The organism is Halogranum amylolyticum (assembly GCF_900110465.1).
GTDB classification, from domain to species: Archaea; Halobacteriota; Halobacteria; order Halobacteriales; family Haloferacaceae; genus Halogranum; species Halogranum amylolyticum.
In genome coordinates this window covers 66,692-81,694 of the sequence record NZ_FODV01000017.1, presented here as the reverse complement: position 1 = coordinate 81,694, position 15,003 = coordinate 66,692, and the positions used below count along the sequence as shown (strand labels likewise).

General features: G+C 55.7%; 13 protein-coding genes and 2 pseudogenes. 11 read left to right on the top strand and 4 right to left on the bottom strand.

Features of this window, described 5'->3' with window-relative positions:
• A pseudogene (locus tag BSG17_RS26345) lies at positions 1-109 on the top strand (IS110 family transposase); the annotation flags it as partial.
• 598 nt (positions 110-707) lie between these two features.
• Positions 708-1,646, top strand: a complete 939-nt coding sequence (locus BSG17_RS20260; RefSeq protein WP_089827219.1) for an ArsR/SmtB family transcription factor — start codon at positions 708-710, stop codon at positions 1,644-1,646.
• A 349-nt stretch (positions 1,647-1,995) separates the two neighbouring features.
• On the opposite strand, the gene BSG17_RS20255 is transcribed toward BSG17_RS20260, so the two are convergent.
• Positions 1,996-2,430, bottom strand: a complete 435-nt coding sequence (locus BSG17_RS20255; RefSeq protein ID WP_089827218.1) for a hypothetical protein — start codon at positions 2,428-2,430, stop codon at positions 1,996-1,998.
• Positions 2,431-2,805: 375 nt separating this feature from the next.
• A complete protein-coding gene (locus BSG17_RS20250; RefSeq protein ID WP_139246731.1) occupies positions 2,806-3,684 on the bottom strand; it encodes a helix-turn-helix transcriptional regulator in 879 nt (292 codons plus the stop codon).
• Between the two features lie 170 nt (positions 3,685-3,854).
• On the opposite strand from BSG17_RS20250, the gene BSG17_RS20245 reads away from it, so the two are divergent.
• Complete coding sequence (locus BSG17_RS20245; RefSeq protein WP_089827216.1) at positions 3,855-5,252, top strand: FAD-binding oxidoreductase; 1,398 nt, start codon at positions 3,855-3,857, stop codon at positions 5,250-5,252.
• A gap of 89 nt (positions 5,253-5,341) precedes the next feature.
• Here BSG17_RS20245 and BSG17_RS20240 read toward each other — a convergent pair.
• A pseudogene (locus BSG17_RS20240) lies at positions 5,342-6,178 on the bottom strand (IS5 family transposase).
• Between the two features lie 225 nt (positions 6,179-6,403).
• On the opposite strand from BSG17_RS20240, the gene BSG17_RS20235 reads away from it, so the two are divergent.
• The 7 genes from BSG17_RS20235 (at position 6,404) to BSG17_RS20205 (ending at position 13,256) form a co-directional block, all read left to right on the top strand.
• On the top strand, positions 6,404-6,850 hold the full coding sequence (locus tag BSG17_RS20235) for a DUF7995 family protein (RefSeq protein ID WP_089827215.1): 447 nt from the start codon (positions 6,404-6,406) through the stop codon (positions 6,848-6,850).
• Between the two features lie 366 nt (positions 6,851-7,216).
• Complete coding sequence (locus BSG17_RS20230; RefSeq protein WP_089827214.1) at positions 7,217-8,278, top strand: Gfo/Idh/MocA family protein; 1,062 nt, start codon at positions 7,217-7,219, stop codon at positions 8,276-8,278.
• Entirely contained in the window at positions 8,275-9,057 is a 783-nt protein-coding gene (locus BSG17_RS20225) for a sugar phosphate isomerase/epimerase family protein (protein ID WP_089827213.1), read from the top strand. Before BSG17_RS20230 ends, BSG17_RS20225 begins: the two co-directional genes overlap by 4 nt.
• Before the next feature lie 312 nt (positions 9,058-9,369).
• Positions 9,370-10,716 (top strand): type 2 periplasmic-binding domain-containing protein, encoded by a 1,347-nt coding sequence (locus BSG17_RS20220; protein WP_089827212.1) that lies wholly within the window; start codon positions 9,370-9,372, stop codon positions 10,714-10,716.
• A 19-nt stretch (positions 10,717-10,735) separates the two neighbouring features.
• Entirely contained in the window at positions 10,736-11,713 is a 978-nt protein-coding gene (locus BSG17_RS20215) for a carbohydrate ABC transporter permease (protein ID WP_089827211.1), read from the top strand.
• Between the two features lies 1 nt (position 11,714).
• Entirely contained in the window at positions 11,715-12,590 is an 876-nt protein-coding gene (locus BSG17_RS20210; RefSeq protein ID WP_089827210.1) for a carbohydrate ABC transporter permease, read from the top strand.
• A gap of 39 nt (positions 12,591-12,629) precedes the next feature.
• Complete coding sequence (locus BSG17_RS20205; protein WP_089827209.1) at positions 12,630-13,256, top strand: DUF624 domain-containing protein; 627 nt, start codon at positions 12,630-12,632, stop codon at positions 13,254-13,256.
• Between the two features lie 89 nt (positions 13,257-13,345).
• On the opposite strand, the gene BSG17_RS28370 is transcribed toward BSG17_RS20205, so the two are convergent.
• The gene (locus tag BSG17_RS28370) at positions 13,346-13,687 is read right to left on the bottom strand and encodes an ArsR/SmtB family transcription factor (protein ID WP_089827208.1); all 342 of its coding nucleotides are present in this window, start codon (positions 13,685-13,687) and stop codon (positions 13,346-13,348) included.
• A gap of 263 nt (positions 13,688-13,950) precedes the next feature.
• Here BSG17_RS28370 and BSG17_RS20195 point away from each other — a divergent pair, with 263 nt between their 5' ends.
• Positions 13,951-14,967 carry a family 10 glycosylhydrolase gene (locus BSG17_RS20195; RefSeq protein WP_170864889.1) on the top strand — a complete coding sequence of 339 codons (1,017 nt, stop codon included), beginning with the start codon at positions 13,951-13,953 and terminating at the stop codon, positions 14,965-14,967.
• Positions 14,968-15,003: the final 36 nt, after the last annotated feature.

Genomic DNA, 15,003 nt, shown 5'->3' with positions numbered 1-15,003 from the left:
CAAGAGTTCCAAGAAAGCAATCGTGGCAACCGCGCGGAAGCTACTGGTATCGATTTACCACATGCTTGACCGGGAGGAAGTCTACGACCCACCGGGGGTGAGCGCCTGAGGAAGGGAACCTGAGGGACGCCGGTCCGGCGTCCCTCAGTGGCCGGGTGGAGCCAGCGTGAGCGACAGCTATCGCAGAGCTCGTACCGACCGCCTACCGGGTGTGGAGGTCTCAATCACCACGTCGTCTAGTGGTTTCTCGCCATTGAAGAACGAGAGAAGCGAGATCGTCCGAACAACTTTATCGCCAGCGGTGGTTAGTTGAGCCAGCAGAATTTCCATAGGTGAACTTAGAGGGTGTATTCATCAGATGGTCTCGTCTATTCATCCTGTCCCAAACCATTCGATTTCGCCCCTGAGAGGTCTTGGTGCCATTGGAGGCGAATTATTAATCGGTAGAGTTCGATCCGAAAAACAAACGATAGGTGATTGCACGTGCGCTTCAAAGTGTATAAACTATGGACACGTATTCCATTAGACCCTCACCCTTACCGAAATTGAGCGGACGGACACGGCTGTTGTGAAACTGATGATATGCTCCGAATTTTCTCGATGACACCATCAAGCCGCAGTAGTCCTATGTGAATCAGACAAATACTTCAATACAAACCCAAACATTTTCGGAGACAGTTTATACTGTTGACGGCCTCTAACACGGTATGAGCGAAGCGGAGAGCGAGGAGGGCAGCAAGATCACGCCGGAAGCGGCGTTCGCGGCCATCGGCAACGAGACTCGCCTCCGTATCCTCCACGAACTCTGGGACGCGGCCGAGGGACCGGTGCCGTTTACAGATCTCAGAAAACGCGTTGGGATGCGCGACAGTTCACAGTTCAACTATCACCTCGAACAGCTCATTGGACCCTTCGTCCGGAAAACCGAGGAGGGGTATCGCCTTCGGGTAGCGGGTGCAGAAATCATTTGGGCGGTCATGATGGAGACGTACGCCGCTCCAGTGCGTCTTGACCCGTTTGAGATCTCGGGAACGTGTGTCGTCTGTGGGTCGTCGCTTCGAGCTCGTTACGACGACGGAATGTTGTTCGTTGAGTGTTCGGCGTGCGGGCAAGCGCACGAGGGTGGTCTGTTCTCGGCTACCGGCCTCCTCGGCCGGACGAACGAAGAGATTGTCGCAGCGTTTCACTATCAGATCCGCAGGGTTCAGACTCTCTCAACAAAAGGTGTCTGCTGGGGGTGCGATGGAGCGGTAACTCCGGTTGTGATGAATGACCAAGAAGATGTACCAGAACGGGTACCCGACGACTATGGCACCACATTATATCAGTTCGGTGTTAAGTACGAGTGTGAGCACTGCACCCGATGGAGTAGCCATGCCATCGGATTGGTCCTCCTCTCTCACCCGACAGTCATTGGGTTCTATGACGAGCATGGAATCGATCTAATCAATACACCCTACTGGGAGTTCGCCTGGAGTGTCAGCGACGAGCGGACGACGCTCGTCTCCCAAGATCCGTGGTTGGCGCGTGTGACGATTCCGCTCGGCGACGAGGAGCTTCGGGCCACCATCGACGGCGAACTCACCATCACCGAGATCGAGCGGGTGGACGTCGAAGCCACCGCGGAAGCAGACGAGACAGCTTGAAAATTCTACCGAGAGAACGGGACCATCTCAGCTTGTCGTCGATGGCATCAATAGTTGTGGATGCATAGCAGGACAGTCAACGCAGATAAGTGAATTTCCGACACTATCGCGAATCATGAGTCGAGAAAATATCTCTATAACGTACATGATTTCGTACCTATGTATCCATAAGCAGGATTTATTAATGAACGAGACACCGGTAATCGGCTAGCAATATCTGTCGTGTGCAGCGACGGTGAGATTTAGATTTCGGTGGGAATTTATCCACAATATACAGGAGATACGTCCATCCACTCTCGGTACCTGTCCGAAACAGGATCGATAACAGTTGTCGATGAGCCCGCTCGGGTCACAGACACTGGTTCGGAATCGTCCCGGACGCGCCGCCACCGCTGTCGTACCGCACCTCGACCTCGGTGAGAACGAAATCAGTCTTCCCGAAGTTATCCTCGAACGTTCCTGTGAACGGTCCGATCAGCGCTTTCCCCTGCATCCCGGTGGTTGTATCGACGTAATGCACGACCAGATCGTACGACGTTCCAGCGTCAGGTGGAGACACCCGAACGTCGTTGCAGGTGAACTCAACTACCGACGTGGTGGCCGCGTTTTCGTCGCCAGCGGGAAATTCCTCCGCTAGCCCGGGACCGACGACCGCCCCCGAGAGCACCATCCCGATGAAGAGCGCCCCCACGATGGCGACCCGATGGATCCGGCGGAACCGTTTGCCACCGCAGTGAATGTTCGTGTGCCTTGCAGCCTTCTGGAGAAGGTGAAGTGATTTCATGGTTTGTCTCCATCCACAGAGAGGCGTACTCCGAGCATATATGTTAGCTGAAAAACATTAACGTAGATTTTCCTGCTTAAATTTCCTCCACTAACGTCGTTGTGGAGACGACCAGCACTTTTTACTTCTACCGACAGGGGCGGCTAGGCCGTCTCGTCGAACCCTGTAGCGGCTGTGGAACCTATCCGCCTCAGTGGATGACGAGTGGCTCAACTGCCCTCCGCCCTAACTCTCGTACCCGATACGTGCTGTGTAATCAGCACGACTTCAGAAACCTCCCCGGATGCTGTCAGTAGCGACGTGCAACACTCAGAGTGTGCATTCACCAATCCCCCAGGTCAGTTCTGTCAACAGGTGCCAGCACAGAGGAGGGATTCAACGATGGTGATCCAGGTCTACCGACGACGACTCCCGAGAGAGGTCGGTCGGTTCGACCCGTTCGGCGTTGTCCCGATAGTTTGCGAGTACTCCTTCGGCCCACGACCGAACGGCGTCGTTCGAACTCTCGATCACCCCGAGAGTTTCGAGCCGTCGATCACCAATAAAGACGGTCTCGTCGATGAGAATCAAGACACAGGGAATCTGGCCGTGATAACAGTAGACGTTAGCTCCCGCTTCAAGGTACGATTTCCACCGGGCCGCCCGCTCAGGATCCTGACGATAGATATCGAGTTCTTCCGGGGTGACGACGTTCTCCACGTCTAGTTGATCTTTGCCGAACTGTTCTATCATCTCTGTCTCCAGACCGACGGTTCCTGCGGTATTCGAGAGACAGGCAAACCTGTCGCCGTCCCGACTCAAATCAATAATTCGAGTATCCGCCGCGGCGACATCGTTCGGCTCGGGCTTCCAAACCACCGCATCCCTGAAATATCGAAGGTCGATCGTCAGTTCGTCGTTTGGGAGCCAATTCACAGCCTCCCCGAGGGTTTCGATGGCTTCCATCGCACCGACGTATCGGCTGGTTTCCTCGGCGATGCGTTCGCCCGTTTCTGTTAGGACGTACTCGCCATTGTTGTTTCTCTCGGCCCACCCTCGTTCCTCCAGTTCAGTGGTGATCCGTTCGAGCGTCGACCGCGAGGTCCCCGTCTGCTCCTCCACGTCGCGGGAGGTGTGCGATCCCGTCGTGAGCGTTTCGAGTATCTCGATTCGGTTCTGTGACCGGGCAAGGTACGCGATGTTTGCCATCGCGTCCGCGGATATCTCCCTTTCTGGTTCCACCATGCGAGGAAATATCGTGTGGTGTGCTATCAAGATTCGCACTCACCGTTCAGCACCACGCTGTGGGAAATTTCCCACGGAGTAAGGGAAAGTCACTCGCTCCCCAAATGGGCGGTGTGGATCCCCGAAACCGGTTGGGAGACGAGAAGGCGCAGCGACGGGAGGTCCATACACCAACAACCAACCCACAACGGAGTGAAACCATGTCCACAACACAACCGCTTGAGGAAACAACTATTCAAACGTTCAGCGATCAGATCCACGGTGAGGTCCTCCAACCGGACGACGAAGGGTACGACGAGGCGCGCACAATATGGAACGCGATGATCGACAAGGAACCAGCAGTTATCGCACGATGTACCGGCACTGCCGACGTGATGACTGCTGTCGATTTCGCCCGTGATCTTTCCCTGCGTCTCGCAGTCAAGGGCGGCGGACATAACGTCGCGGGCACGGCCCTGTGTGACGACGGCCTCGTGATCGACCTCTCGCCGATGGACAGCGTCCGCGTCGATCCCGATACACAGACGGCGCGGGTCCAGGCAGGCGCGACGATAGGGGACCTGGACCACGAAACCCAGGCGTTCGGCCTCGTCACGACGGGTGGCATCATGTCCGAAACCGGCATTGCGGGTCTCACCCTCGGAGGCGGACTCGGGTACCTCGCCCGGGAGTACGGACTCGCTCACGACAACCTCCGGTCAATAGATGTCGTCACCGCCGATGGCGAACTCGTCACCGCCAGCGCAGAGGAGAATCCGGAGCTGTTCTGGGGGCTTCGCGGGGGCGCCGGTAACTTCGGGGTCGTCACGTCGTTCGAATTTGAACTTCACGAGCTCGGCCCCGAGATACTCAACGTCCGCCTCATGTATCCGCCAGACCAGATTCCGGATACACTCCGGTTCTACGATGAGTTCATGCGTGAGGCACCGAACGAGGTGGGATGTTACGCGGCGATACTGGAAGGCAGTCCCGAGTACGGGCTTCCAGAGGAGTTACACGGTGTGACACTGCTGGCGTTCCGAGGGCTGTATGCGGGTGACGTCTCGGAGGGGAAGGAGGCGTTCCGGCCGCTCCGCGAGTTCGGTGATCCCATCACCGACATGACACAACCGATTCCGTACACCGACTACCAGCAACAGGCCGACGACCTCTACTGTGCGGGCCACCGGAACTACTGGAAGTCCAACTTCTACGACGGAATCTCCGATGGATTCATCGACACACTGATGGAGTACACGGAGTCCATCCCGTCGCCGTACTCAACTGTGTTCTTCGAGTGGATGGGGGGTGAGATTGCTGAACGTGCCGAAGACGCGACCGCCTTCCCGCACCGCGACAAGTCATTCGCCTTCACCGTCGCGCCGAAGTGGACCGACCCCGAGCGGGACGACGAACACATCCGCTGGGCACGTGAGTTCCATCAGTCGTTGGAACCGTACGCGGCTGACGGGGTCTACGTGAACTACCTCAGTGGGGACGAGTCCGAACGAGTTCCCGAAGCCTACGGGGAGCGGTACGAACGCCTCCACGCCCTCAAACGCGAGTGGGACCCCGACAATCTGTTCCAGACGAACCAGAACATCAAGCCCGCCGACTGAACGAGAGCTATTCGTAGGCCTTCAGTTAACTGGTTTCCAATCGGGATGCTGAATACGCGCCCTGTGCCTTGTTTAGACGCGGGAGAACACTAGTGTGAGGTCTTGACGGATTGCTCGATATTTCTGACAGCGGACTTTAGGACGAGCTCTCTGAACTGCCCAAACCACGTTCTAGCCCGCAACGTCTCACCAAACCGATGCTTCAACGCGAAGAAAATCGACACGACGAGTGACCGGCGGTGATAGGTTTCCTCGTCGTGCCGAGCGTTGTGCGCCATATCTAGTGGATAGAACTCGCGGTGTTTGATCACCGGACGAACGCCAGCGTCCCTGAGTTCGTGGCGCAGAGCGTCCCAGTCGTAGCCTTTGTCCGCGACGACTGTGTCGAGTCGCTGGAGATTTCTCGTTAGCACTTGCCTGCCGATCTGGGTGTCGTGTGGCTGTTTCATCGAGCAATGAACGTCGAGAATCGCCGTCGAATCGCAGTCAACGAGTGCCGTGGTTTTGATGTCGTCAAAGTTGTAGCCGACGCGAATCACGTAATGCCGACTGGCTTTGTGTCGCTGGAAGCCAGTCGCGTCGATTGCTTGGACTTCGCCGAACTCATGGAGAGAAGCGGACGACCGCAGCAGGACGCGCCAGATGCGCATCTCGAGGTCTTGTTTCCTCGTACACACGGTGGTGAAGTCGGGGAGCTCGTCCACCGTAAGTCCGAGTTTAGCTGTGATTCAAGGCATCTCGTGGAGGATATCGAGCAACCGCCGGTACGGTTGGTTGAGATACTCGCGAAGACAGTGAATCGCGACAATGACCCAGTCAGCGTAGCCACCGCGACCCTTCTGCAGCGGTGGCTGAGGCTCACCAGCGACAGCTTTTTGAGATAAATCGACGCAACTGTCGGTGAAGCGGGCGAGTTGAGTGGGCATACTCAACTCATTCCCGCTTCATTCACTCATAATTCTCGGCAACACCGCCTCTCGCTAGCGTTTAAACACGGCCCGCGCCCTGTATTCAGCACGCCCACAGAAACCTATCACAGATTGAGGGGTAAACGAGAGCGACAAACACAACCGAACTGGAGCGCACCGGAGAGCGTTTTTCTGCCCCCCAAGGGTGCGGGGCGTCACACACATCGCGTCCCAAGAACCACAATGCACCAACTCATCTACGCGCTCGTTGAAGCACCGAATAGAGACGATGCCCTCGCCAGCGGTAACGCAGCGTTCGACCGACTCGTCGGCGTCGGACCAGACACCGCCGCCGTCTTCGATTACTATGTGACGTTCGACGACGAGACAACGTCTGTCGCCGGAAAGGACCGATGGGGTGAATTACCCGTCGTGGCATCAGTCGACTCCGACGAGGGAGCAGAACTCCTCGAACGAGTGCGAACCGCCGTCGACGAGTTCAGCACTGAGGAACTCATGCGAGACAAGGAGCTTGCTCGACACGCCTGCTACAACCTCGAAGCCTACAGAGGGCCGTCGCTCTTCCTGTACGACGAGTACGGCGGGGCGATTCGCCATCGCGACCAGCTCGATCGGGTCCTCGAATCCGACGAACAGGTGTGGATCATCCCAGCCGACGTCCACTACTAAGTCGCAAATCGCCCGACGAAACGGTCACTATGGTCTTAACCAACAGAGCGCGGCCGTCGCCGTTTTTGTTGGTTAAGGAGATGACGACCTGGTGATGTTAGTCAGTATCGGTGGTGCTGAAGAGTTTATCTGCGACTCCCGGAACCATAGAATAGCGACCAGGAGGTATACCAGCCGATCCTCGACGACTATCACGGAGATGCCAAGCATAACCACCAGATTTCAACTGCCGGCTGGAGTTGTGTGTTCCCAGTCTCTGACGGAGGTACTATTTCATAGCCTGTTTGGAAATATCCAAATATAATTTAGTAGCTCCTGATTTGAGACAGAGATTAATGAGTGTTCTCGGGACAGACATCAGTGAACATGCCACAGGACATCATGATATCCTCCGATACTGAGGGTATCGAGACAGACAAGCTACAGGCTGCAGTCATCGGAACCGGAGCAATTTCCCAGCGATTACATATCCCAGCCTACCTCGACAGTGACTACGCGGACCTCGTCGCGGTCTGTGACGTCGAGGAGAAGAAAGCGACTGCAGTCGCAGACAGCTACGGTATTGAGTCCACCTACACAGACTATGAAGCGATGCTCGATTCGGGAGAAGTCGATGCAGTGAGTGTGTGTCTTCCAAATCATCTTCACAAAGACGTCGTCTGTGGAGCGTTGGAACGCGACATCCACGTTCTTTGTGAGAAACCGATATGCACCTCACTCAGCGAAGCGGATGCGATGATCGAGGCAGCGGATGCAAGTCAGGCACAGCTGATGATCGATCAGACAGAACGATTCAATCCTGTCTACGAGAAGACCAACGATCTCCTTGAGAAGGGTGTCGTCGGTGACGTGCTCTCGGTCAGAAGCCGATTCAGTCATCCCGGACCGGAGGGATGGTCGCCCCGTTCGGCGTGGTTTACAGATGCAGATGCATCCGGTGGTGGGGCACTCATCGATATCGGCATTCACAACGCGGATCTCATCAACTACCTCTTCGACGACGTCGCGTCACTGTCTGGTTACAGCGATACGCTCTCGATGGATACCGAAGTCGAGGATACCGCCGTTGCTGCGCTCCGGTTCAACGATGGAGCGCTCGGAACGTTCGAAACGGCATGGCGGACGGATCCCGAATCGATCGAGATGCAGATTGTCGGCGAAGAGGGCGTCATCTACGTCGACAAGGTCGAGCCCTCGATTCGACTCGAACTCGGTAACGACTGTGGAAGCGTCGACGTCCCAGTGCCCGAACAGTCGAAGCATGGCGGTCCCATTCAGCACTTTATCGAGTCTGCACGGTCGGGAAGCGAACCGACGGTCACCGGCCGTGATGGTAAACAAGCACTCGAAATCGTGTTGGCAGTCTATCAGTCGTCCGAGAGTAGCGAACGAGTTACGCTCCCACTCGAAACGGAGGCTCAAGAATGAAGCTTGCGTGTAGTTCCTACTCGTATCATGACGAACTCGAAGACGATATGACGCTCGAGGAGTTCTTCGAGATTTGCAGTACGGAACTCGAAATCGATGGTGTCGAACTGCTTGATGGCCACCTGCCTGGTGACGATATAGAGACCATCGACCACGTCGCGGATCTCCTCGATGAATACGATCTCGAGATTGCGTGTCTATCTGTCTTCTACAACGACTTTGCGAAGGCAAGCAACGACGAGCGGCAAGCAGACGTCGAGAAGGTAACAAAGTGGTTAGACCACGCTGATCGACTCGGTGCACCAGTTCTCCGCGGTTTCACCGGATTCCCCGGCCTCCACGACCGTGACCACGACGATCCGGAGGTCTGGAGTGATGTCGCCACATGTATGCAGGAGTGTGTTGACTACGGCCAGACGGTGGAGACGACGTTCGCAATCGAGAACCACAACCACGACGGTCTCATCCGCACGGCGGACGACATCTTCCGCGTTCGTGGGAGCGTCAACGGGGAACTCGGCCTCGTCCTCGACCTCTCAAATTACATCGATGGAGAGCCATCGGTGAACCGAACGCTCCACCTCGCCGATCACGTGCATGCAGCGTACGATGACCTGGCCGATGACGGCTCCGAACCGAACTACCCGTATTACAGCGAATCGCTCGCAGCGCTCCGAGACCTTGGATACGACGGGTTCGTCACGCTGGAGTACGAGGGCGATGAGAACGACTTCGAGGCTGTTCCGGCTGCCGTCGAGTATCTCAAATCCTGCCTATAGTGCGGTCAGATAGGTAATCAGGGCTCTGTTTTTCGCCCCGTCATCGAGGCTATAGTTCCGAATTCATTCGGTAGTCTATCAGGAGAGACATGTCAAGTCACCGCTCGTGCACCTTGGGAGTCTCCCTTTCGACGACGAGTAGTCGGATAGCGAGTTTACTCGAACCATATCGCCGCTGACCTGAGTCTGTACTCTGCAACTCGCGAGAGAGATTGATGTTCGAGATATCTTTGACAAACATATTTGGAAATCATCGAAGACAAGAGCGGGGTTTATCATTCACAATTGTTTGACTTCATGTGAGGACAACACATGACGGACATTGACAAACAGAGCAGGCGGCGGTTCATGCAGGCCACGACAGGGGTCAGTACGGCGGCACTGATCGGGCTGGCTGGCTGTACCGGTGGTAATGGGTCGGGCTCTGGCTCGACATCGTCGAGTTCGGGAGAACAGGGTAGTGGAAAAACCAAGTTTTGGTCTTCGCCGAACAAGAAGGAACTCGAATTCCACAAGAACGCGCGGAAATCGTTCATCGAAAACAACGACGTCTCGCTCGACGTCCGTCCAGTCCCAGAAGGCGATAGTTCGGAACAGGTAGTTCTCTCAGCACTTGCATCGGGGACTGAGCCAGCGGCGTTCGCAAACGTCTTCCCTGGATTTGCAGCGAAGCTTCAGGAGAACAACGCAGCAAAGAATCTCTACGACATTGACGGGGCAAAGAGTTTCCTGACCGAGCGCTGTGGTGAGACCATCCTGAAACGGTACGAAGCACCGGACGGCGGCTTATATCAAGCTCCGTGGAAAGCGAACCCTGTGCTCTTTCAGTACAACGATACCGTGTTCAAGGAGGCTGGGTTCAAGAACCCGGACGACTACCCTACGACGCTCTCCGGGGTACTTGATGCCGGCAAAAAAATTGTCGATCAGGGGGCAGCGAAGGTGCTGTGGGACCGGGCGCCACGGCCGACGTGGTACGAGCGGTGGTTCGACTTCCTGCCGCTGTACCTCGCGGCCTCCAAAGGCGAGGCGTCGATGTTCGAGCAGGGGTCCGAGAGTGTCAAACCGGCGTTCAATAACAAGACAGCAAAGACGGTCCTGCAGTTCTTCCAGGACATGTACAGTGCAAAGCTCGCCCCAACACAGGGCAGCGAGCAACCAAAGTTCCCGAACAATGAGGCAGCCATCAACACGGGCGGTCCATGGGTGATTCCGTACTTCACGGACGTGAATAAGGACCTCGAGATGTCGCACATGAATCCGCCAGTGCCTGATGGCGTGTCGCCCAACAGCCACACGTACGCAGACCCCAAGAACACCTCTATATTCGCGTCAGCGAAGAATGCGAAGGGGACATGGAACTTCGTTCAGTTCGAACAGCAGAAAGAGTGGGATACGAAATTCCTGGAGAAGACGCTCCAGTTGCCGCTTCGAAAAGGGCTCGTTGATGCTGCAAGCGGCTTCTTTGAAGAGAACCCCGGTATAAAGCCGTACGCGGAAGCACTCGAAACGTCACACCCACCTGCGTACACGCCGAACTACTCGAAGGTCATGAACATCTTTGGCGAAGAGTGCTTCGTACCGGTTGCCCTCGGGAACAAAGCGCCACAGAAAGGACTTGATGCCGCCGAGAAGGCAATCAAGCAAGAGCTCAACTGACCACTGGTAACTTTGGAAAATGGCTAACACAGTCAACGAATCGCGGGCAGCAGAACGGGAGGAGTCGTCGACCGGTGGACTCCGTCAGCGAATCGGTGGGCTTCCGGTCGTCAGTCAGGTGGTCGACCGCGTCGGCCAGCATGACGACAATCTCATGGGTTATGCCCTCATTGCCCCGTGGTTCCTCTGGGCATCTGTCTTTCTCATCTTCCCATTTCTGTTCGCGCTCTATCTGAGCTTCCACGAGTGGGCGATTATCAGTCCGACCAAGCCGTTCGTCGGGATTGAACACTACGTCAGTCTCTTCACTGGAGACCTCTTTTGGCAACTGCTCAAAAATACGCTGTACTTCTTCCTGGTGAACGTGCCGACCCAGATTGTTCTCGCACTCGGTGTTGCGGTTCTTCTGGATCGCATTATTCGCGGTCGTGCGCTCTATATGGCGGGGTACTTCGTCCCGTACGTCACGAGCGGCGTCGTCGTCGCTGTCGTCTTCAAGTGGCTCTACGCACCGGATGGATACCTCAATCAAGTCCTCGGTGTCGTTGGTACAGAGATCAACTTCCTCGGCAGTCAAACGTGGGCGATGCCAGCGATTGCGATGATGGTCTCCTGGAAATTCATCGGGTACTACGCAATCATTTTCTTGGCGAACCTCCAGTCGCTCCCCGAGAACATCTACGAGTCTGCGTCGCTCGACGGCGCGAGCGAGTGGCAACAGTTCCGGTACATTACGCTGCCACTTCTGAATCCGAGCATCCTCGTCGTCGTGATTCTCTCGACGATTACGGCGTTCCAGATTTTCACCGAACCGTTCATCATGACCAGCGGAGGTCCGAACGGAGCCACGAAGACGTTCGTCCTCGAGATCTACCGCAACGCGTTCTCGTACCTCGAGATGGGGTACGCGAGTGCCATGGGCGTGATACTTGCGGCGATGATCTTCGTCATCAGCTACGTTGAGCGCAACTACGTTGACCAGGAGGTGTCAGTCTAACATGAGCCTTGAATCTGAAGACACGGGCGTGTTCGCAAGTAGCCACCAACGATTGTCAGAGCTCTCTGGCATGCAGATACTCGCGTACGTCGTGTTGACGCTCGGGGTAGTGCTACCGGTGTTCCCGTTCGCGCTGATGGTGTCGATGTCGTTCAAGCCGACGAACGAAATCTACTCGTTGAACGTCATCCCGACGGACTTCACGCTCGCTCACTACCGGTTCCTGCTTGAGAACGTCCCGATCGCGAGGCAGTTCCTTAACAGCGTCATTGTCACCGGAGCAGTCGTCGTGTCGGTCGTCATTACGTCTTGTATCGTTGCGTACTCGCTGGCGAAACTGGACTGGTTCGGCCGTGACATCACGTACAACTTCATCCTCGCGACGATGATGATTCCCGGCGTCTTACTGCTCATCCCGCAGTTCGTTGTTATCGTCTGGCTCGGTTGGGTCAACAGCTACGAAGCGATGATTGCACCGTTTGCAATCAGTTCCTTTGGGATCTTCCTTTTGACACAGTTCTTCAAGCAGTTCCCGGATAGCCTCATCGACGCGGCACGGATGGACGGCTGTAACGAGTTGGATATCATCTTCCGAATCATCCTACCGAATTCAATGCCGGCCATCGCGACCGTCGCGATTTTCACGTTCATGAACCGGTGGAACCAGATGCTGTGGGACCTCATCGTCGTGAAAAATGAGAGCATGTATACCCTGCCAGTCAGCATCACGCTCTTCGCAAAGACTGGACTCTACGGGAACAGTATGGGACCACTGATGGCTGGTGCAACGTTACTTGCACTGCCAACCATTCTGTTGTTCCTCTTGCTCCGTCGGTACTTCATCAAAGGAGTCACGATGTCTGGACTCAAAGTGTAGCGCTTTTACACCTATTTCAGGAATTCCATCTCATCGAACATGGTCGTCGACTCTGACCGTAGCCGGCTCAACTTCATCGATCTCTCGAAGGAGGCTGTCGGAGCGGCATACTACTCGCTGCCACGGATTGCCTTGGTGAGTATCATCTGGTGTCTGCTGTCGGTAACAGTTGTACTTGCAGGCCCAGCGACAGCGGTTGTAGTTGCAACAGCTGCGTCTGCTCTCAACAGAGACCGGTTTCGATTCCATCAGCTCTGGCAACAGTTCAAACGATATTTCTGGCGGAGTCAACTCCCGGTAGTGCCGACGTTGGTGCTCGTTGATGCCGCTGGGTGGGCGTTAATTCAGTTTGAAACGACCGGTCGTTTCGTATTCGCACTCGCCGGGTTTCTCGCAATCGATGCGTTGCTTGTCGTCTCTGTCGTACTGCTGTACTACTATCCGCTACTCATCGACCACGACGAGAGTGCGCAAATGACTGCGCGTCGGTCAGTCGAATTCGCAGTGACGCACCTGAGGCCGACGTTCGCGCTGTGGCTCTTCTGCGTCTCACTCATCACACTACTCGGGTTCACCGTCGCCGGATTCGTTCTTGTCGGTCCTGGTCTCACGGCGACTGTTCTGACGTTGGGGACGCGCTATCTGAGTGGGCGACCACTACAGTAAGGTCGGGACTGGCTGCGGCTGATAGGGTTCTGTGGATAGAATAGTAGGTGATTCTCCTGCTTCGCCAATATGCTTACAACGAAAAGCGTTCAAATCTGACGGAAGTCGAGTGTGAGCTCGTCGACGGCCAGCGAGAGTTCCTTCTCGACGCCACCGTTGTCGCTGACGTTGAAGCGAGACGCGACGAGTCCCGCTTCTTCGAGTTGCTTCACGTGAGCCGAGATCGTCCCTTTCGTGAGCCCGATGATCTCGGTAAGTTCCTGAATTGTACGCGTCTCAGTCGCGAGTGTCTTGATTATTCTCCAGCGAGTTTCGGATCCAATTGCGCTGGTAACCTCAAGGATTTCTGATCTATCAAGCTCACGGGTACGTGAGGGCCGAACTTGAGAGCGCGCGTTTGGGACACGCCGAGTGAATTGTTGGTTGTTCATAAGTAGATGAGTTGGATGCGCTGTGTGAGTGCTAACTCACCCCATACTGGGCCAACGATGATTATGAAATTGTTGGTTGTGTTTGGTGACTTCCAAATATACATGGGTTCATCAAAATATGACGGACGAGAGCCGGTTCAACGCGAATAATTAATGGTTGTCGGCCGCTTCAAACGTGTATCATGTCGGGAGTAGGGGAAACAGATAGTTCGTGGTGGGAGTCAGAGCTGCTTCGAGCTATCACGTTGTATCCATGGGCGACGATGCAGCCAGAGAAGGAGATGAAACGGCTCGCGAACAATGGGGTCAACACCGTCTTTGTGATCACCAAAGAGAGCGATGGGCGTGTCTTCTACGACTCCGACGTCGCGCCGAACCAGGTTCCGAACCGCGATTTGCTCGGCGAACTCGTCGACGCAGCGGCGATCCACGATATTCGTCTCGTCCCGGTTCTCTTCGTCCTCTGTGACCAGTACCTCCTCGAACAACACCCAGGCACGGTTCAGATTGCCAAAGAAGGGACCGAGATTCGCTATCCCAATGTTTCTGCCGAGCACATGCACTGGGCGTGTCCGAACCACGAAGCTGTCCACAACCATCTGAACGCCATCGTTGACGAGATTCTCTCCTACGACGTGGACGGGCTCAAATTGACGCACTTTGAGTTCCAACCTATCGGAAATGGCAAGGCGAACTTCCTCTCGTGTTACTGCGACGCCTGTCAGACACGGTACCGCGAGAAGAATATTAGAGAGGATTCCAAAGAGTGGATTGCCAGTCGCTGCGAGACGACAGCAGGGTTCCTCGAAGAGTTGACGGAGCCAGTCCAAGATGACTCTGACTTCCTCGTCAACATCGAACTTGAAGCGTTCTCCGACCTCGAGACCGCAGTCGACGACAGCCGCGAAATCCTCGGCGTCGACCAGCGCGATCTCGCAGAACACGCCGACATCTTGACCCCACGAACGGCACACATTGACCTCGACGTTCATCCGCTGTGGATTCGTGAAGTCGTCCGCTCACTCATCGACCAGACGGATACTCTCGTCACCCCCTCTATCCGGACCGGGGAAGGCGAACGGCCATTGACCCGGCTCGACGACGACGAACTTGTCACTGCAATCCAGTTGGCGCTTCACGGTGGCGCACACGGTGTCTCATTATTCTCGGACGGAGCAAACATCGGCCGCATTACCTCCACCCAGTGGGAAACGGCAACGGAAGTTTTCGACGAACTCGCGACGTATGACCGTGAGTTCGGCCCAGCGAGCGACCACTAGCAGAGGGTATATTTTCGCACGAGTTAGTCAGCAGGC